The following is a 20,163-nucleotide window of genomic DNA, read 5'->3' as shown; positions in this document are numbered from 1 at the left end:
GGTTATGACTTTTGCAAAGGCAGCCATATTTTTAAAATAAACAGGCCTTGCTTAAGGCCATTTTCATTACTTTTATTTAAAATTATACTGTTGGCCAACCCTTCTACATTTCAGGTCTATAATGCTTCCGCCGGCAGCGGAAAAACCTTTACACTGGTTAAGGAATATTTAAAGATTATTTTAAAAAATTCTGATCAAAGGCTGTATCAGCATATCCTTGCCATAACCTTTACAAACAAGGCGGCGACTGAAATGAAAGACCGTATCCTTGAGAATTTGCTAAGATTTTCTATCATGAACAAGGAAGATGAGCAGCATGATATGTTGCTTGTTTTAATGGCTGAAACAGGACTTGACCGCAGTGACCTGCAGTACAGGTCAAGGGAAAGGTTACAGGATATACTGAAAAATTACGCTTCTTTTCATATTAAAACCATTGATAGTTTTACCAATAAACTGATTAAGTCTTTTGCCTTTGACCTGGGGCTTACTTCTGATTTTGAAGTGGAGCTTGATACCGATTCTATTTTAAAGGAAGCGGTGGATGAGGTTTTGTCTCGAATAGGAGTTGACATGGAGTTGACCAAACTTTTAGTATCATTTTCAAAAGAGAAAACACTTGAAGACAGGTCTTGGGATGTAAGCAGGGATCTTTTTGAAATTTCGAAACTCATTTTGAATGAAAATCATGCAAGAGAACTGAATAAGTTGGCTGAAAATGACCTGTCAAGTTTTTCAGCACTTTCAGTCAAATTGAGAAAGGAGCAAAAGGTCTATCTGAAATCTTTGGAGGATATAGCAAATGAGGCTTTGAATTTGTTACGGGACAAGGGAATTGATCATACCGATTTCTTAAGATCGCAGTTTCCGAAATTTTTTCTTAAAATGCTGAAACAACCTGAATCTCTCGATTTTGACAAAGAGAACAGTTTGTCAAGGAATATTGAACAAAGAAAATTCTATGCTAAGAATAAACCGGCAGCGATAAGCTTGGCAATAGATGGCATGGCGGATGATTTGATAAATCTTTATCATAGTGCCGGCAGGATTTTTGAAAAATTTAAATTGAATGAGCTCATATTGAAAAACCTTGTTCCACTGGCGGTAATCAATAGTATTAACCAGGCTCTTGAAGAGATCAAAACAAATAATAATATCAGGTTAAATGCCGAGTTCAATCAAATGATCAGTGAGCACCTGATAAATGAGCCAGCGGCTTTTATCTATGAAAAATTGGGGGAACGATTCAAATACTTTTTTATTGATGAAATGCAGGATACTTCAGTCTTACAGTGGCAGAATTTGATACCTTTAATCGATAATGCCCTGAGTTCTGAAGGTGCAGGATTAATGTTGGTGGGCGATGCAAAACAGGCGATTTATAGATGGAGAGGCGGACGTGCCGAACAGTTTATCAATTTATCTTCGGATCAGAATGACTACGGTACTAACCCATTTCAAACCTCAAAACTCACTAAAAATCTTGATACAAATTACCGCAGTCACTCTGAAATAATAGGATTCAACAATCGCTTTTTTACGCACATTTCTCAACATTTTGGCAACGATGACTATAGAGATTTATACAGTATAGGAAACGCTCAGAAGGTGAACTCTAAAAAAGGAGGTTATGTTAGCCTTCAATTTATAGAGAGCCAGAGGAATGCTCAGGCAAGGGATGAAATATATCCTCAATTGGTTCATAAAACAATTGTGGGTCTTTTGGATCAATTTAACCCTAATGAAATTTGCATATTGGTGAGGAAAAAAAAGGAAGGTGTGTCTATTGCCAAGTACCTTACAAACCAGGGAATGGATATTGTAAGCTCTGAAACCTTACTGATAAAGAACAATGCGAAGGTGAATTTTATCATTGGTTTACTGCAAATGCTTGCTGATGACACAAATGATGACGCGAAATTTACCGTATTGAATTTTCTGTACGACCATCTGGGCATTACATCTGAAAGGCATGATTTTTTAGCAAATTTGATCAAAAGGAGTTCAGCTGAAATATTCAGGGAACTAGAGCGATACCAGCTTTTTTACGATGCCCTGAAATTTAATGAATATTCAATTTATGAAGGGGTCGAAGATATCATCAGAAGTTTTCGATTGACAAAAGGATCAGATGCCTTTATACAATTCTTTATGGATTTTGTGTTTGATTATACTCAGAGAAAATCGCAGAAAAGCATTTCGTTTTTAGCGTATTGGGAGGAGAAAAAAGAAAAATTGAATATTGTTAGTTCTGATGATTTGCAAGCCGTTCGAATCATGACCATTCATAAGTCAAAGGGCCTTGAATTTCCGGTGGTGATTTTTCCATATAATCTGGATCTTTATTACGAAAGAGATCCAAAAGCTTGGTATTCAGAATTGAAAGAGGAGCACTTTGATGATTTTCAGAGTATTCTGGTTGATTCTTCCTCCGGGATTAAGAAGACGGGGACATTTGGAACCAGTATTTTTGAGGAACAGCGAAAGGAAAAGGAACTAGACAGTTTTAATCTTTTATATGTTTGTTTGACCAGAGCCATTGAGCAGCTGTATATTATTTCGGAGATAAAAAAATCAAATGACCGGATCGGAACAAGTGCGCAGTTATTTATGGATTTTCTCTCTGAGGAAGAGCGTTTGAAAGAAAATTGTTTGCAGTATGAGTACGGCAATAAAAAAAGGAATGCTACAAAGAAGGATTCAAAGGGACTTGCCGAAATTCAGCAGGAGTTTATAAGCAGTTCATGGAATGATCATCAGATTCATATTGTAGCCAACTCAGAATTATTATGGGATACTGAACGAGCTGAAGCCATTCTGTACGGCAATCTGATCCACGAAATGATGGCAAGAATTAAACATGAACAAGATGTTGAACAGGTGCTTGAACAATTTGTCAACAGAGGGATTTTGCCGAAAGAAGAAATAGATATTATGCGTACACTGGTTTTGAGTATCGTTGAACACCCCTTGCTCAAGCCATATTTTAGGCCCGGACAAATTATCTTTAACGAAAGGGAGATCTTTACCGATTCGGGTCAGGTCATTATCCCTGACAGATTGGTCATAAACCAACAAGATGTAACGGTGATAGATTATAAAACAGGTAAGCCCAATGAAAATCACCGGCTTCAAATAGATAATTATGCTTTGGTTTTAGAAAAATTGAATTATAATGTGCTTGATAAAATTCTGGTCTATATAGATGAGAACATCAGGGTAATAAAAAGTTAAATACAGTTATGAATACGATAGATATTATTATTGGGATTATCCTGATATTCGGTACGGTCAATGGATTTATTAAAGGTTTATTTGTGGAGGTCACTACCTTGGTCGGACTGGTTCTCGGGGTTTACGGAGCTATTCATTTTTCATATTTTTTGGGAGATTTCCTCAAGGATAGCGTGAGTTGGGATGAGTCTATGATTCAGGTAGTTTCATTTGCCGGTACATTCCTGATCATATTGATCGCCTTGGTTTTATTGGGTAAGGCCATGACCAAAATTGCTGAAACCATAGCGCTTGGCTTTTTCAATAAATTGGTTGGAGCCATTTTTGGGCTCTTAAAGTACGCTTTGATCTTGAGTATCGTCTTGATTGTCTATGACCAGATTAATGCCTCGCTTCGTTTTGTTGAAAAGGAAAAAGTCAAAGAATCTGTTTTATATGAACCGGTCAAGAATTTTGCTCCGGCTATATTTCCCAATTTGGTTAAAGTAGTTAAATCTAAAAATTAAGGCTTGCTCCTTATTGAGAAGATAAAATAACTTAATACGGCACTGTTGGTGAATCGAAATTATCATTATTTTAGCCCTGCTAAATCTTAATTATGTCCACAGCAAAAAAGGAGTACAAAAGGATTACAACCAAAACTTTGGTTGAGATGAAGAAACACGGTGAGAAAATTGCCATGTTGACTGCCTACGACTATACAATGGCCAAGATCGTTGATCACGCAGGTATAGACATTATTTTGGTAGGGGACTCTGCTTCAAATGTTATGGCAGGTCATGAAACGACCTTGCCAATAACACTGGATCAAATGATTTATCACGCATCTTCGGTAGTAAGGGCAATTGAAAGGGCTTTGGTCGTGGTTGATCTTCCATTTGGGACTTATCAGGGAAATTCAAGACAGGCACTGGATTCGGCAATAAGGATTATGAAAGAGTCGGGCGGTCATTCGGTTAAACTTGAAGGTGGAGCAGAAATTTCAGAATCCGTTACGCGAATCCTTTCAGCGGGCATCCCGGTTATGGGACATTTGGGTTTGACACCTCAATCGATCTATAAATTTGGCACCTATTCGGTTAGAGCCAGAAAAGAAGAAGAGGCTAATAAACTAAAAGCTGATGCCATATTGCTCGAGGAACTGGGATGTTTTGCCATAGTTCTTGAAAAAGTGCCGGCAAAATTGGCCAGGGAGGTAGCCGAAAGCATAACCATTCCTGTGATTGGAATTGGAGCCGGAGACGGAGTCGACGGCCAGGTTTTAGTGACGCACGATATGTTGGGAATGACCCATGAATTCAGTCCGAGATTCCTTAGAAGGTATCTTGATCTCTATACCGAAATGGGCGATGCTTTCAAAAATTATATTTTGGATGTTAAATCCCGTGATTTTCCAAATAAGGAAGAGCAGTATTAATCTATGATTCTCGCCGTTTTGGCGAGTTTTTTTATTTTAACTTTTAACCAAATTTTAACAAGGAAAAACTAAGCTAACCCTTAGATTTGTTGCCCTTGTAGTCTAAAAACGAACTGAAATTTAAAAAGATAAATGGATACACAAAACGCTAATGTTGATATCAGATTGATCAACGAAAAAATAGAAAGAGAAAGTGCATTTGTCGACTTGCTGCAACTTGAAATGAACAAGGTTATTGTAGGGCAAAAGCATATGCTGGAAAGATTGCTTATTGGATTACTTGGGGATGGTCATATTTTGTTGGAAGGAGTCCCGGGTTTGGCAAAAACACTGGCAATTAACACTTTATCTAAAGCTGTTAAAGGTTCTTTCAGCAGAATTCAATTTACACCTGACTTGTTGCCTGCGGATGTTATAGGAACCATGATCTTTAATATGAAGGAGAATGATTTCTCGATTAAAAAGGGCCCCATATTTGCGAACTTTGTGTTGGCAGATGAAATTAACAGAGCACCTGCAAAAGTTCAGTCAGCGCTGCTGGAAGCTATGCAGGAGCATCAGGTAACTATTGGGGATTCTACCTTCAAATTGCCGGAACCGTTTTTGGTACTCGCTACTCAGAATCCAATTGAACAGGAAGGAACTTATCCCTTGCCGGAAGCGCAGGTTGATAGATTTATGCTGAAAACAGTGATAGATTATCCAAAAATGGATGATGAACAAATAATTATGAGGCAAAACCTTGCAGGAGGATTTGATAATGTAAACCCTGTGGTATCCATAGAACAAATTGCTAGAGCGAGGGCAGCTGTAAAAGAAGTTTACATGGATGAAAAGATTGAAAAATACATACTCAGCATAATTTTTGCTTCCCGATACCCGGAAAATTATCGACTAACTGATCTCAAGCCGCTAATTAGTTTTGGTGCTTCCCCAAGGGGAAGTATCAATTTGGCAATGGCAGCCAAATGTTATGCTTTTATTAAGAGAAGAGGATATGTAATTCCGGAGGACGTTCGCGCCATAGTGCATGACGTGCTTCGCCACAGGATCGGAATCACTTACGAAGCCGAGGCCGAGAATATAACTTCTGTTGACATCATAAACAAGATCGTGAACGAGGTTGAAGTGCCTTAATCAGTTTATTTATCAGCAACAAAAACACTCTTGATGGATCTTATCTGGCAGGAATGAAGGGTTGGGAATTTTAATTAGAATACAGGCAAGTGGATACTAAAGAATTACTTAAAAAAGTAAGAAAGATAGAGATCAAGACAAGGAGGTTGTCGGATCATATTTTTTCAGGAGAATATCACAGCTCCTTCAAGGGCCGTGGTATGACTTTTTCTGAAGTAAGACAATACCAGTTTGGTGATGACATAAGATCAATTGACTGGAACGTTACTGCCCGATATAACGAACCTTATGTCAAGGTTTTTGAAGAGGAACGGGAATTGACCATGATGCTTGTGGTTGACATCAGCGGATCTGAATCATTCGGGACCACCCAGCAATTCAAAAGAGATATCCTGACAGAAATTAGTGCAACACTTGCATTTTCAGCTATCCAGAATAATGACAAGGTCGGATTATTGCTGTTTTCCAACGAAATAGAACTGTTTATTCCTCCAAAAAAAGGAAAGACCCATGTATTGCGAATTATCAGGGAGTTGATTGAATTCGAACCCAAAAGCAGGAAAACTGATTTAAGCCATGCCTTGCGATACTTTTCCAATGTAATGAAGAAGAAGGCCATTGTGTTTATTCTCTCCGATTTTATCGACACCGGATATGATAATGCTTTGAAGATTGTAGGCAAGAAGCATGATGTAACCGGAATACGGGTTTATGATAAAATTGAGACAGAATTGCCAAAACTGGGAATGGTACCCATGAGGGATGCTGAAAGCGGTGAAATTGTGCTTGTAAATACAAATTCGAAGATCGTACGAAGAAATTATCGCGCCCACTATCTTAAAACCGTTGATTATTTCGAAGACTCTTTTACAAAAAGCGGATCGGGAGTAATCAATAACAGGGTCGACGAAAGTTATGTTAAGAAGTTATTGGGATATTTTAAAAGAAGGGCTTAACAGGTCATGAAAAACCAGGCCTGAAAAATGAAAATACTAAAATGAGATATTTATTATATCCGACATATAACATCATGAAGTTTCTGAAAGATTCAAGGAACCTAGGTTCTGCGGTGTTTTTTAGAAATATTTTAGTGGTGTCGGTTTTTCTGGTAAATTTTTCGGGCTTCGCACAGGTCTCAAGTAGAATAGACACTACCCAAATCAGGATAGGAGAACAGTTCAATTATGAGATCATCGTTGATGAGACACAAGATGTTCGGTTTCCAAAGTTTGAATCTGATAGTCTCAACAGGATAGGGGTCGTGACTTCTCATAAAATTGATTCTCTAAAGAATCAACTGATAAAAAAGTATACGCTTACCAGTTTCGACAGTGGCCGTTATGTATTGCCGGGTCAGGAAATTTTCATCAGGGATAAGCGCTTTTTAACAGATCGAGTAGTTATTGACGTATCTACTGTTGAGGTTGATACGATCAAGCAGCCCATGTACCATATAAAGGAAATTAAGAACGAACCTTATTTGTTCAGTGATTACCTGAATTATTTTTGGGGTTTAATCGTTCTTTTAATCGTAATCGGGTTGATCCTTTACTTTGTTTTAAGGGACAAGCCTACCGAGGAGGAACTTATTTCGAGAATACCTCCTTTCGATGCGGCTAAAATCAGGTTGAAGGAATTAGACGAGAAGGGGCTGATTTCACAAAACAAGATCAAATTATATTACGTGGAACTAACCGATATTGTCAGGACCTTTATTGAAAGGGAATTGAATATTCCGGCTTTGGAATCCACAACCGATGAATTGATAGAAACTATTACTGATTTCAACAGTAGCAGCAATTTGAATATTCCGAAAGAAACACTTTTGAAATTGCAAAAATTATTGCAGGAGGCCGATTTGGTAAAGTTTGCGAAATCGAAGCCGCTTCAAAATGAAATTGCCCTTCACAGGGAGGATGCAGAAGGAATTATAGACACCTTGCATCCGGTAAAAGTAGAACCTAAAGAAATAGAAGATGATGGGCAGTAATTTGGAATTTACAAACCCGGAATACCTGTGGTTTTTAGTATTGATTCCGCTCATGGCTGTTTGGTACTTTTTTGTACGAAAAAAAGACAGTGCAGATTTACATATGCCCAGTATTGCCAGTTTTGAACATGATAATATCTGGGCCAGGTTAAAACCTTTGTTGTACCTCTTGAGGCTATTGGCAATTGCAGTTTTGATTGTTGCATTGGCACGGCCCAGGAATGTCGAGGTAAGTAAAAGGACCAAAACAACCCGGGGGATAGACATCGTTATGGCTATAGATGTTTCAGCCAGTATGCTGGCAAAGGACCTGAAGCCAAACAGACTTGAAGCCTTGAAGGAGGTAGCGAGTAAATTTGTTCAAAAAAGGCCAAATGACAGGATAGGAATAGTGGTATACGCAGGTGAAAGTTTTACACAAACTCCTATCACAAGCGATAAGGCGATCATCCAAAACACCATCAGAAAAATAAGGTGGGGCCAGATCGAGGATGGCACTGCTATTGGCATGGGGCTGGGTTCAGCGGTGAATAGATTAAAAGACAGTAAGGCAAAAAGCAAAGTGATTATTCTATTAACAGATGGAGTTAACAATACAGGATTCGTCGATCCGAAAACGGCAACTGAATTGGCCAAGGAGTTAAGCATCAAGGTCTATACTATTGGTTTAGGAACAAATGGAACAGCTTTGTTTCCTGTAGCTAAAGATTTAAACGGTAAACTCATTTTTAGAAACGCCCCTGTGGAAATTGACGAGGAACTGTTAAAATATATAGCTGCTGAAACAGAGGGTAAATATTTCAGGGCAACCGGAAATAAAAAGCTGGAGGCTATTTATGATGAAATAAACAAGCTTGAAAAAACTGAAATCGAAGAATTTAAATATTATAATTATCAGGAAAAATTCAGACCGTTATTGATGTTTGCAGGATTTTTAATTTTATTGGAAATGTTGTTGAGATTTACGGTTTACAGAAGTTTTATCTAGGTTAAGAGCATATGTATCAAATAGAGGAGCCAAAATATTTTTACTTGTTTATCGCAGTTGCGATCTTATTGCTGTTGTATCTTCTGAACTGGTTTTGGAAAGTAAAAAAGCAAAGGGAATTTGCGGATGTTGCTTTGTTGAATGAATTAAGCCCTCAAAAATCTGTTTTTAAACCAGTCTTGAAAATGATTTTTGTATTATTGAGTTTGTCATTTTTGATCATAGCCATGGTGAACCCCAAAATGGGGACCCAACTCAAAACAGTGAAAAGACAGGGTGTTGATATTGTTTTCGCTCTGGACGTTTCAAAAAGTATGTTATCTGAAGACATTGCCCCTAACAGGCTGGAAAAATCGAAACAGATCATCTCTAAGATCATTGATAAATTGGGTAGTGACAGGGTTGGAATCATCATATATGCCGGCAACGCTTATCCGCTGCTTCCGATCACCACTGATCATGGTGCCGCCAAGATGTTTTTACAAAATGCCAGCCCAGACATGGTGTCTTCGCAGGGAACTGCAATTAACGAGGCGTTGGAATTGTCAAAAACCTTTTTTGACGATGATACCCAAACCAATCGATTTCTTTTCGTGATTTCAGACGGCGAGGATCATGAGGAAAATTCAGGAAAGGTGGCAAAAGAGATCGTTGATATAGGCATAAGAACCTATACAATTGGTATCGGGACCAACAAAGGTGGCCCTATCCCTATAAATGTCAATGGAAAGTTTCAGGGATATAAGAAAGATAATAAAGATGAAGTTGTAATCACCAAACTCAATGTTGAAACGCTGAAGGATATAGCGAAAAACGGGGAAGGAAAGTATATCTACGGAAATAAAACTTCAAAAACCATTGAGTACGTTGAAGACCTTTTGCTTAAAGCGGATAAAAAGGAGTTTGAATCAAAACAGTTTTCCGATTACAAGGATCAGTTCCAATGGTTTGTCGGATTTGGTCTTTTATTCTTGGTGTTGGACGTTTTCTTGCTGAATAAGAAAACCAAATGGATACAGAAATTGAATTTGTTTAATGAAAGGTAAAATGAAATATATCATTTGTATTTGGATCTTTTTACCCTTTGCTTTGTTTGCGCAGGATAAAGAGAAGGAAAAACAGGAACCGGTTAAAATCAAACTGGCTGAGAAGCAGATTCTTAGAAAGGGAAATGATTTGTTTAAGCAAAAGAGGTTTGTTGACGCTGAGGTCAAGTATAAGAAGGCCCTTAAGGAAAACCCTAACTATGAGACCGCGGGCTACAACCTGGGTAATGCAGTGTACGAGCAGAACAGGTTTGAAGAAGCTTTACCACAATATGAATTGGTAGCCAAAAGTGCAGGCGATAAGGATACCCGCGAGAAATCATTTCACAATATCGGTAATGTGATGATGAAACAGAAGCAGTATGATAAAGCAGTAGCGGCATATAAGAACTCCTTGCTCTTGAATCCGAATGACGAGGAGACAAGATATAACCTGGCACTTGCTCAGAAATTACTCAAAGACCAGCAGCAAAACCAGGATAATAAAGATCAAAATAAGGATCAGAACGAAGATCAGAACAAAGACGAGAATCAGGATCAAAACCAGGACCAGAATAGTGAGAACAAGGATCAAAAGGAAGATCAAGGCGAGGATGAAAAGAAAGAACAGGACAAGAATGAAGGAGACAATAAAAATGATGAAAATGATCAGGAAGATGAGAAGGATGAGCCAAATGAAGGCGATAAAAAAGAACAGAATAAACAGCCTCAGCCAAATCAATTGAGCCAACAGCAGATTGAACAGTTGTTGGAGGCCATGAATAATGAAGAGAACAAAACACAACAGAAAGTGAATGCCAAAAAGGCCAAAGGGAGAAAGGTAAACCAGGAAAAAGACTGGTAAATCAAAGTTAGTTTAATCGTCTTTTGGAGGAATTTGGATTAGAGCTTAAAAAATGAAAAAGAAGTATTTATTCATAGTAATACTGCTGATTGCAGTACAAAACGTCATCGCGCAGGTAACGTTTAAAACGACTGTGAGTAAAACTGAACTGGGTCTTAACGAAAGATTAAGAATCGAGTTTTCCATTGACCGTCAGGGAGGCGATGATTTTACACCACCTGATTTTAAAAATTTTAAAGTTCTTGCCGGGCCGAGTCAATCGAGCAGTTTTTCATCTATCAATGGAAAAACCTCCTATAAATTGACCTATACCTATATCCTGCAACCTACTGCCAAGGGTAATTTTACCATACCGTCAGCTACCGTGACCTATGAGAACGAAGTGATCAAATCGAATACTGTACGAATAAGCGTTACGGATGCGATTGAGATTCCCGAGGACCCGAATGACCCCAGATATCTAGCACAGCAAAATGTGCATTTGGTAGCCGAGGTTTCTGATTTGAGTCCTTACGTTGGTGAAAGCATTTCGGTGGTTTATAAATTATACGTCGACATCAACCAGGTGAATGTGCAGAATACAAGAGAAACTTCTTCACCATCTTTTAATGGTTTCTGGAACCAGAATATTGATGTTAAAAAATGGGTAGCAAAGAACGGCACTTACGGAGGTAAACCACATCGATATGTTATCGTTAGAAAAACAGTTTTAATTCCCCATAAGTCAGGAAACCTCGAAATAGAACCACTGGAAATGGAAATAACAGCCGGTGTTCCCATTGGAAGAAGAGATTTTTTTGGAAACATGTTGATGAATGATGTGAACTTTACCTTGACTTCAGGTAAAAAGATCATTCGTGTCAAGGAGTTGCCGTCAGAAAATAAACCGTTTAATTTTTCTGGGGCAGTCGGTGATTTCAAATTCAGGGTAACCCCTAGCAAAACTGATCTGAAAGCTAATGAATCAGCTCAGATTAAGGTTGAATTAAGTGGTGAGGGAAATTTAAAACTTGTTAAACTTCCCGGAATTTCAACTCCAAACGGATTGGAAGTATATGAACCTGAACACAAAGAAAATATCACTACCTCCCTAAATGGTCTGTCGGGAAGCGTGTTTGATCAATACGCCGTAGTACCGCAATCACGGGGTAAATTTAAAATCCCCGGAGTATCGTTTTCATATTTCAACCCTAAGGAGGAAAAATATTATTCGATTGAAACTGACCCAATCATGTTGAATGCCTTACAAGGCAGGGATATAGCTGATGAACCAATTGTGTCGGGCAAACAGGATGTGATTATAAATGAAGGAGACATTCGATATATTCATTTGAAAACTGACTTCGTTTCAACCCTTAAGGAGGAAGATTTCTTTCTTTCGGATCTGTTTTATCTCCTGATGATCCTGCCGTTATTGTCGATTCCATTGGGTATTTTTATAGGGAAGAAGAAACGTCAAAGAGACAGTGATATCATAGGAAATAAAAGAAGGAAGGCCGATAGGTTGGCAAGAAAATATCTTTCACAGGCTAGAAAACAGCTTGGGAAGAAGGAGGCATTTTATATCGCATTGGAAAAGGCACTTCACAATTATCTCAAGGCGAAGCTGCACGTTGAAACTTCAGAGATTTCAAGAGAAAAAATTGCTGAGATATTAGATAAAAAGCAGGTAGATGAGAAAACTATTGAGGAGTTTGGCAAGGTATTGGAGAATTGCGACTATGCCCGTTATACGCCATCTACGGATGTTATGATGAAGCTGGAATATGAAAATGCCAAAAAGGTTATTGCAAAAATTGACAAACAATTGTAGTAGATAAATGTTTAAAAGTAAAGTATTGAAAGGTTTATTTTACATTGCGCTGATTGCGATCTGCACCTATTCCGGGTCGGGAATGCAACTCCATGCCCAGACCCCGGATAGTTTGTTTACTGCTGCTAATAAATTATATCAGCAGGAAAAATATTTAGAGGCTTTACAGGCATATCAGAAAATTGAAAAACAGGACCTTGAATCTGCTTCTCTTTATTATAACATGGCTAATATATATTACAGATCCAATCAGGTTGCTCCTGCCATCTATTACTATGAGAAAGCCCTGAAACTTGCGCCAAATGACAAGGACATTCTCTTTAATCTGGAATTTGCCAACAGGACGATTCTTGATAATATTGAACCCCTTCCGAGAAGTCTCTGGCAAAAATTCATGAATGACGTCGTTTTGAGGTTTACTTATGAAACCTGGTCAAAAATAGCAGTTAGTTTGGCTTTTGTCTTTGCTGTTTTGTTTCTGATGTACCACTTTTCATACAGTACCCGAAAGAAACGTATTTATTTTGTTACCAGTATTTTATCAGTGATTTTTGTCACAACGAGTTTATTCTTTTCGTACAGAAACAAACATTATGTTGATCGCAATACAGAAGCAATCGTATTTTCGACTGAGGTAGAGGTAAAGAGCGCTCCTACAAATTCAAGCGATGTTTATTTTGAGCTGCATGAAGGGACCAAGGTGCTTATTTTAGAAACGCTCGATAATTGGAAAAAGATCAGGATTGCAGATGGTAAAATGGGTTGGATCAATGCAGCAGCTATTAAGGAGATCTGATAAGCCGTACTTAGGCTTCCCTGGGATCATGGCTTGAAACAAACCGGTAAAACCTCACCTTTAGCTAAACAATATTTTTCAGCAAGTCCATCGGGCAATGTTTTAGAATAATCTACTTCTTCCACTTTAAATCCGGCGGCTCTTAATCGATCGAAATAATCTCTGCCATAAATCCTGACATGATCATATTGCCCAAAATGTTTTGCTCTGTCTTCGGGAGTTTGAATGGTGTCATCTTCATAACTGGTTTCTCTGGTTATATCCTGAGGGACCTGAAAAATCCCCATTCCACCTGATTTCATTACCCTAAAGAGCTCTTTGATTGCCCTTGCATCATCCTCAATATGTTCCAGGACATGATTGCACAAAATGATGTCGAATTGATTGTCTTCAAATGGCAGGTTGAGAATATCGGCCTTGACATCCACTATGGGGGAATAAAGATCGGCGGTTGTATAGTCAAGGTGTTTCATCTTTTTAAAAAGAGACAAAAAACATTGCTCAGGAGCCATATGCAAAACCTTGAGGGGCTTTGTAAAAAACCCGGTCTCGTTTTTAAGATAGAGCCAAAGTAAACGGTGGCGTTCCAGGGATAGCGTGCTTGGCGATAAAACATTGGGTCTTTGAGCACCATATCCATAAGGCAAAAAGCGTTTAAAGCTTTTTCCATCAATAGGATCAGTATATCGGTCTCCTTTTAACCAAAAGGCCAGGATAGGACTGACCAGATAACTCAATTTGATCAAATAGGGACGAGGAACAGTATTGAGCACAAACTTAAAGATCTTCATGTAATAGCAGCTTATAAAGCCCTGAATTCGGCCTCTTCATTAGTTTTAATACCTAAGGCTTCATTGATAAAGGCAAAAGTAGACAGTAATTCGGGCTTACCGTTTACTATAGCCACATTATGTTCAAAATGGGCGCTTGGTTTTTCATCAGCTGTTTTTATCGTCCAGCCATCGCTAAATTGCCTTATTCTGTGGGTTCCTAAATTGATCATCGGTTCGATCGCAACTACCATTCCTTCCAGGAATTTCTTTCCCTTACCACGTCGTCCGTAGTTTGGCATTTCAGGATCTTCATGCATCTCTCTCCCAAGACCGTGCCCAACGAGTTCCCTTACCACTCCGTATCCATGTTTTTCGGTAAATTGCTGAATGGCATAGCCTACATCACCAACCCTGTTGCCGATCTTAAATTCTCTGATTCCCAGGTACAGGCTTTCTTTCGTCACCTCCAGAAGTTTTTTCGTCTCAATATCAATCTCACCCACAGCAAAAGTATAGGCATGATCACCGTAGAATCCATTTTTAAGAGCTCCACAATCAACAGAAATAATATCTCCTTCCACCAAGGGTTGTTTATTTGGTATACCATGAACAACTTGTTCATTGGGGCTCATACATAAGGTATTGGGAAAATCATACAAACCCAAAAAACCCGGCTTGGCACCATGATCCCTGATAAACTCCTCGGCAATTTTGTCAAGCTCCAAAGTGCTGATTCCTGGTTTGATCGCTTTTGCAATTTCTCCAAGAGTCATCGAAACTATAAGGGCACTTTCTCTGATCAATTCGATCTCCTCACGGGTTTTAATTTTTATCATGGTTTGCATTTAATGCCGCAAAGATACTGTAAAAAGATATTGTTCCAAAGCGAATCAAATCTTCAATATCACGCTGGTTTTAGTTATTTAATACCATGGTAATTTTTTTTGCAACTACCTCAGGTTTAATAGTTTTCATACAGTCTTCATAACCTGGAACAATTTTGTTTCCATAAACAGAAGTTGGGAGGAAAGGATACTTTTCAAGATCAGGTATCAGACTGTTTTCGAGAGGTTGTCTAAATGGAACGAAACCGGCATAGGGATGTGTATTTCCCCACATCGTAACCACTGGTACCCCAAACATTGCCGCCATATGACCATTGCCGGAATCCATGCTGACCATGACGTCGAGGTTACTAATCAAATTTAACTCCTGATCGAAACTGATTCTACCGGCAATATTGATACATTTATCTGAAACAGTAGCCAGATCGTTTAATTGTTCCACTTCCTTATCGCCTCCTCCGAACAAGAAAATTTGATAATTCTCCTTGAGGATTATTTTGATGACCTCTTTCATCAAATGCAGTGGATACATTTTAGTTTCATAAGTAGCAAAAGGGGCTATACCCACCCATTTCTTATCTTTTTTACCGGTAATTCGTTCAATATCAAGTGATATTTCTCTTTTAGGAAGCAGCGTAACTTCAGATAGCGATATGGGTAACCTTAACGCTGCGCATACCTCGGCATGGCGCTCCAAGATTGGTTTTATGGATGTAATGCGTTTAGTCTTTAAGGCCGTTAATTTTTTTCTTTCTTTCCTTCCTTTATTCAGGGATGATACGGGGACCCCGTTCAGTTTAAAAAAGGTTTTGATAATCTTTGATCGTAAGACGTCATGCAGGTCGGCAAAAGCATCAATCCCAAATTGCGATAAACTCCTGTATAATTGATACAAACCGCGAAGCCCGGAATTGGAATTTTCGACGTCAGCCGGATAAAATTGAACATTGGGTATAGAAGAAAAAAAAGTTCTGAAAAAAGGCCTTGAGACCACAGTAATCTTCAGCAGTGGATATTGTTGGCGAAGCGCTAAAACTACAGGTACGATCATTGCTACGTCACCAATAGCAGACAATCGCATAATCAGTATGTGTTTAGGCCGGTTCAGTTCATTTTCTGGCACGAAGTACAGGATTTAAATTATCATCATTGTACATTTTCATTTGCTTATAAACTTTCATGTATTTATCGCCATTTTGAAAATCCTCCAACAGTTCATCAATCGCAGTACAAAGATCTTTTTGCTGTTCCAACAAAACCTGTAATTTTTTCTCGCATGAACTCCTGTGGGCGTCAGATGCATCAGATCTGGTTGCCTCTTCACGCATATGGTAAATTTTAAGTGCCAAAATAGATAAGCGGTCATATGCCCAGGCAGGACTCTCCGTATTGATCTTGGCATTGTTTTTAACAGAAACGTTTTTGTAAAGATCCAAAAAGTAACTGTCAATAAACTCCACCATATCTGTTCTTACCTGATTGGATTCATCAATCTGCCTTTTGATTTTTAGAGCGTCCATGGCATTAATTTCAGGATCGCGAATAATATCTTCAAGATGCCATTGAACAGTATCTATCCAATTTTTATGGTAAAAAAGATGTTTGATGTCTTCCTTGTCATAGGGATTATCAATTGGGGTATCTATTTGATCATTAGTGTGATAATCTTTAATACTTTTTTCAAAAATGGTATAGGCTTGCGTCGCGTTCATTACAAAAATGGATTTTTTTACATGTTTGGTTTTGAGAAAGTTATCTGACTTTTCAGGAAAGAGTATAACTTTGGAAAGGATATCATAATATGATTTTATAATCCTTTGATATTGTCGATAAAGATAAGGTAAAAAAGTAAAAAATTTAGTAAAGTATAGGTCAAAATTGTACTGGATGACGATGCCGGAAAGTAGTGTGATATGATTTTGAAAAGTAAATATTAGCTTTTAAAAAACCCGAATAGTCCTTTTTTAGACTTGTGCTCTTTTGGTTTTTCTGTTTTCAATAACTGCTGATATATTTCTCCCCAACCCAGCAGTCCACCAACATTTCTATCGTCAATGAATACATCGGCGTTCACTTTTCTACTGATACTCCCGTCGAATTTTTCTTCCGGGTAACTTTTGTTTACGGCATAAAATTCAAGGCCATTTTTTTGACAAAAATCAACAGCTTCCTGTAACCTTTCACCATATCTATAGGTCCATAGAATGAGACGGTGTCCCTTTCGTTGCAATTCAAGTAAAGTATCAAAGGCGAAAATCTTGGCAGGCCCAATTCTTGGATAGTCGTCTTCAACGATAGTACCATCGAAATCAACGGCAATTAACAAAGAATTTTTAGGTAACATTTTCATCTTGAAATTTTTCAAATCTAATCATTATAAAGTCTTCATTCAAAAAAACTTTAACATATAGTTAAACGGCTAATTGTACTTTTTCGTACCTAACCGGCTATTTTATCCTTACGGGCTATTTTAATCCAACAATGAATGTCTGGTCATTGAATCCGGCTGAGGGATCTCTAAAAGATCAAGAATAGTTGGTGCAATGTCTCCAAGAACACCATCTTTTATATCATTTTCCTTTTTTTCTTCAACAAGAATCAAAGGAACCGGGTTCGTTGTATGTGCCGTATTTGGCGAGCCATCTTCATTAATCATTTTTTCACTGTTGCCATGATCGGCAATAATAATACTTGAATAATGGTTCTCCAACGCAGTAGTTACCACTTTTTCCAAACATGCATCTACGGATTCAGCAGCCTTCATGGCAGCTTCCATGACTCCTGTATGGCCAACCATATCAGTATTGGCAAAATTTAAACAAATAAAATCTGCCTCACGTGACTTGAGTTCAGGAATGATGGCATCTCTGATCTCTTCTGCACTCATTTCGGGTTTTAAATCGTAGGTCGCAACTTTAGGGGAAGGGCACAGTAACCTTTTTTCGCCTTTAAATTCTTTTTCTCTACCCCCTGAAAAGAAAAAGGTAACATGAGGATATTTTTCAGTTTCAGCTATTCTTATCTGTTTTTTATGATGATTTTCCAATACTTCACCTAATGTCTCCGTAAGATTGTCCTTGGGATAGATCACCTCGACCTCCTTGAATGAATCATCATAATTGGTCATGGTCACATAGTACAACGGCAAGGTATGCATACTGTATTCTTGAAAATTTTCCTGTGTTAGCACTCGGGTCAATTGTCTTCCTCTGTCAGTTCTGAAATTAAAGAAAATGATGACATCATTATCTTCTATTTTAGCAATGGGATCTTGATGATTGTCAACCATAACAATGGGTTTTATAAACTCATCTGTTACGCCATCATCATAACTTTTTTGTATGCTTTCGACTGCATTTTGAGATTTTTCCCCAATTCCATTGACCATCACATCATATGAAAGTTTTACCCGTTCCCAGCGCTGATCTCTGTCCATGGCATAATACCTTCCACAAATACTGGCCAATTTTCCGGTTGATTTGTTCATATGGCCTTCAATTTCCTTGACGAAACCCAGCCCGGATTTTGGGTCAACATCCCGCCCATCTGTAAAAGCATGAACAAAGACATCTTCCAAACCAAAGCTATCAGCCGCGTTCAAAAGCCCTTTGAGGTGATCGATATGTGAATGCACACCTCCATCTGAAAGAAGACCTAAAAAATGTACTTTTTTATGTTCCTTTTTCGCATACTCAAAAGCATCTTTAATCACTTTTTCATCAGCAATGGATCCACTGGCAACCGCATTATTGATCTTAACAAAATCTTGATACACAATCCTGCCAGCACCCAGATTCATATGCCCTACCTCAGAGTTTCCCATTTGCCCTTCAGGTAAACCTACGTGCAGGCCATCTGTTCTTAAACTGGCGTTGGGATAATTCTCGATCAAAGAATCAAAAAATGGTGTCTTCGCTTTATATATAGCTGAGACGTCTGGATTTTGTGTTTCACCCCATCCGTCTAAAATGATCAAAATAACTTTTTTTCCCATGGCTGTTTTCGTATTGAAAAATTGAAATGCAAAGATACGCAACAATTGTATTTTCTCGTATGTTTTCCAGGAAAATAATATCCGGAACCTGCAAAATAAAAGATGTGAACTCCCTACTGTGCGGCCTTGAAAAAAGGGATGAAGAACTTATTTTTGAGAAGCTGTGGGTACCAGTTTGACGATTCCAAGTTGTTCAATTGAGACATAAATATAGCCATCCGGAGCCTCCTTTACAGTTCTTACTCTGCCCATACCTTCGATCAACTTTTCCTCCTTGACTACCTTTCCATTCTCAAGAAAAACCAGATCCAGATATTGGAATTTTAAAGATCCCACAAGAAGATTTCCTTTCCATCCGGGGTAACGGTCACTGTTGATAAAGGCCATTCCACTAGGGGCTATTGACGGTACCCAAAAATGCAAGGGTTGCTCCATTCCGGGCAAATCAGTATCCTTAGTGATTTCTGAGCCATCATAGTTAATGCCATAAGTAATTAAGGGCCATCCATAATTTTTTCCAGCCTTTATAATATTGATTTCATCTCCTCCCTGAGGTCCGTGCTCGTGTACCCAGATTTCACCGGTTTCACGATTCATGTCCATCCCCTGAGGATTTCGATGACCATATGAATAAATGGCTGCCTTGGCTCCTGTTGTTTGAACAAAAGGATTGTCGGATGGAATGCTTCCATCGTCGTGAAGCCTGTATATTTTGCCTCCATCACGGTTTATATCTTGCGGATTAACATCCCTGTTTCCCCGGTCTCCAACTGAAAAAAACAGGTAGCCATCTTTATCAAATTCTATTCTGGAACCAAAGTGATGGCCTTTTTTCGTATTCGGTGTTGCCTTGTAGATCAATTCCTTGTCGACGAGTTCATTATCCTTTAAACGAGCTCTCATTATTGTTGTATTCGATCCTTTGTCATCATTTTCAACATTCCCTGAAAAGGAAAAATAGATCCAGCCGTTATTGACGTAATCAGGATGTAATTTAAGATCGAGTAAGCCTCCCTGATTCTCGTACATTACTTCAGGAACATTTTTGACCTGGGTTTTTTTACCATCTTTAAAAAGAATCATTTTACCTTCCTGTTCAGCAATAAGGATCGAACCATCCGGAAGAAACTCCATTCCCCAGGCAATATCTAATCCATCCACTACAGTTTCGGCCTTATAACCCAGATTATCCTGGCTGATAAATTCGTTTTTTTTCTGGCATTGAGTAAGAGAAAAAGATAAAAGGATCAGCAGTGCGGTAAATTTTTTCATGTCAATCATAATTA

Annotated in this window: 18 protein-coding genes; 11 read left to right on the top strand and 7 right to left on the bottom strand. The window is 38.4% G+C overall.

What is annotated here, in order from left to right:
- The first annotated feature begins 90 nt into the window (after nucleotides 1-90).
- The 11 genes from AABB81_RS12135 to AABB81_RS12085 all read left to right on the top strand — a co-directional run bounded on the left by AABB81_RS12135 (nucleotide 91) and on the right by AABB81_RS12085 (nucleotide 13,265).
- Nucleotides 91-3,234, top strand: coding sequence for a UvrD-helicase domain-containing protein (locus AABB81_RS12135; protein ID WP_342160817.1), 3,144 nt, complete (start codon nucleotides 91-93; stop codon nucleotides 3,232-3,234).
- An 8-nt stretch (nucleotides 3,235-3,242) separates the two neighbouring features.
- A complete protein-coding gene (locus AABB81_RS12130) occupies nucleotides 3,243-3,740 on the top strand; it encodes a CvpA family protein (RefSeq protein WP_342160816.1) in 498 nt (165 codons plus the stop codon).
- A gap of 92 nt (nucleotides 3,741-3,832) precedes the next feature.
- Nucleotides 3,833-4,651: a 3-methyl-2-oxobutanoate hydroxymethyltransferase gene (gene panB, locus AABB81_RS12125; RefSeq protein ID WP_342160815.1), complete on the top strand. Its 819-nt coding sequence runs from the start codon at nucleotides 3,833-3,835 to the stop codon at nucleotides 4,649-4,651.
- Between the two features lie 132 nt (nucleotides 4,652-4,783).
- Nucleotides 4,784-5,788 carry an AAA family ATPase gene (locus AABB81_RS12120; RefSeq protein WP_342160814.1) on the top strand — a complete coding sequence of 335 codons (1,005 nt, stop codon included), beginning with the start codon at nucleotides 4,784-4,786 and terminating at the stop codon, nucleotides 5,786-5,788.
- Between the two features lie 89 nt (nucleotides 5,789-5,877).
- Complete coding sequence (locus AABB81_RS12115; protein ID WP_342160813.1) at nucleotides 5,878-6,744, top strand: DUF58 domain-containing protein; 867 nt, start codon at nucleotides 5,878-5,880, stop codon at nucleotides 6,742-6,744.
- A gap of 41 nt (nucleotides 6,745-6,785) precedes the next feature.
- A complete protein-coding gene (locus AABB81_RS12110; RefSeq protein WP_342160812.1) occupies nucleotides 6,786-7,778 on the top strand; it encodes a hypothetical protein in 993 nt (330 codons plus the stop codon).
- Entirely contained in the window at nucleotides 7,765-8,766 is a 1,002-nt protein-coding gene (locus tag AABB81_RS12105; RefSeq protein WP_342160811.1) for a vWA domain-containing protein, read from the top strand. The genes AABB81_RS12110 and AABB81_RS12105 overlap by 14 nt, the downstream gene beginning before the upstream one ends.
- 11 nt (nucleotides 8,767-8,777) lie before the next feature.
- A complete protein-coding gene (locus AABB81_RS12100; RefSeq protein WP_342160810.1) occupies nucleotides 8,778-9,812 on the top strand; it encodes a VWA domain-containing protein in 1,035 nt (344 codons plus the stop codon).
- Between the two features lies 1 nt (nucleotide 9,813).
- Complete coding sequence (locus AABB81_RS12095; protein ID WP_342160809.1) at nucleotides 9,814-10,656, top strand: tetratricopeptide repeat protein; 843 nt, start codon at nucleotides 9,814-9,816, stop codon at nucleotides 10,654-10,656.
- Nucleotides 10,657-10,708: 52 nt separating this feature from the next.
- Complete coding sequence (locus AABB81_RS12090; protein ID WP_342160808.1) at nucleotides 10,709-12,469, top strand: BatD family protein; 1,761 nt, start codon at nucleotides 10,709-10,711, stop codon at nucleotides 12,467-12,469.
- A 7-nt stretch (nucleotides 12,470-12,476) separates the two neighbouring features.
- Entirely contained in the window at nucleotides 12,477-13,265 is a 789-nt protein-coding gene (locus tag AABB81_RS12085) for an SH3 domain-containing protein (RefSeq protein WP_342160807.1), read from the top strand.
- A 26-nt stretch (nucleotides 13,266-13,291) separates the two neighbouring features.
- Here the strand turns inward: AABB81_RS12085 and AABB81_RS12080 are convergent, their stop codons facing one another.
- From AABB81_RS12080 to AABB81_RS12050, 7 genes are all read right to left on the bottom strand, one after another.
- Nucleotides 13,292-14,056 carry a class I SAM-dependent methyltransferase gene (locus tag AABB81_RS12080; RefSeq protein ID WP_342160806.1) on the bottom strand — a complete coding sequence of 255 codons (765 nt, stop codon included), beginning with the start codon at nucleotides 14,054-14,056 and terminating at the stop codon, nucleotides 13,292-13,294.
- Nucleotides 14,057-14,067: 11 nt separating this feature from the next.
- Complete coding sequence (map, locus tag AABB81_RS12075; protein WP_342160804.1) at nucleotides 14,068-14,874, bottom strand: type I methionyl aminopeptidase; 807 nt, start codon at nucleotides 14,872-14,874, stop codon at nucleotides 14,068-14,070.
- Between the two features lie 79 nt (nucleotides 14,875-14,953).
- Nucleotides 14,954-16,006 carry a glycosyltransferase family 9 protein gene (locus tag AABB81_RS12070; protein ID WP_342160802.1) on the bottom strand — a complete coding sequence of 351 codons (1,053 nt, stop codon included), beginning with the start codon at nucleotides 16,004-16,006 and terminating at the stop codon, nucleotides 14,954-14,956.
- Nucleotides 15,993-16,595, bottom strand: a complete 603-nt coding sequence (locus AABB81_RS12065) for a DUF4254 domain-containing protein (protein ID WP_342160801.1) — start codon at nucleotides 16,593-16,595, stop codon at nucleotides 15,993-15,995. The genes AABB81_RS12070 and AABB81_RS12065 overlap by 14 nt, the downstream gene beginning before the upstream one ends.
- Before the next feature lie 221 nt (nucleotides 16,596-16,816).
- Nucleotides 16,817-17,227, bottom strand: a complete 411-nt coding sequence (locus AABB81_RS12060) for a BT0820 family HAD-type phosphatase (RefSeq protein WP_342161575.1) — start codon at nucleotides 17,225-17,227, stop codon at nucleotides 16,817-16,819.
- A gap of 126 nt (nucleotides 17,228-17,353) precedes the next feature.
- Complete coding sequence (gene gpmI / locus AABB81_RS12055; protein WP_342160799.1) at nucleotides 17,354-18,877, bottom strand: 2,3-bisphosphoglycerate-independent phosphoglycerate mutase; 1,524 nt, start codon at nucleotides 18,875-18,877, stop codon at nucleotides 17,354-17,356.
- Nucleotides 18,878-19,024: 147 nt separating this feature from the next.
- A complete protein-coding gene (locus AABB81_RS12050) occupies nucleotides 19,025-20,149 on the bottom strand; it encodes a PQQ-dependent sugar dehydrogenase (protein ID WP_342160797.1) in 1,125 nt (374 codons plus the stop codon).
- Nucleotides 20,150-20,163: the final 14 nt, after the last annotated feature.

It is taken from the genome of Lutimonas vermicola (genome assembly GCF_038433205.1).
GTDB lineage: Bacteria > Bacteroidota > Bacteroidia > Flavobacteriales > Flavobacteriaceae > Lutimonas > Lutimonas vermicola.
Note: the sequence above shows the minus strand (reverse complement) of the source record. Positions and strands in the feature narration are given on the sequence as shown.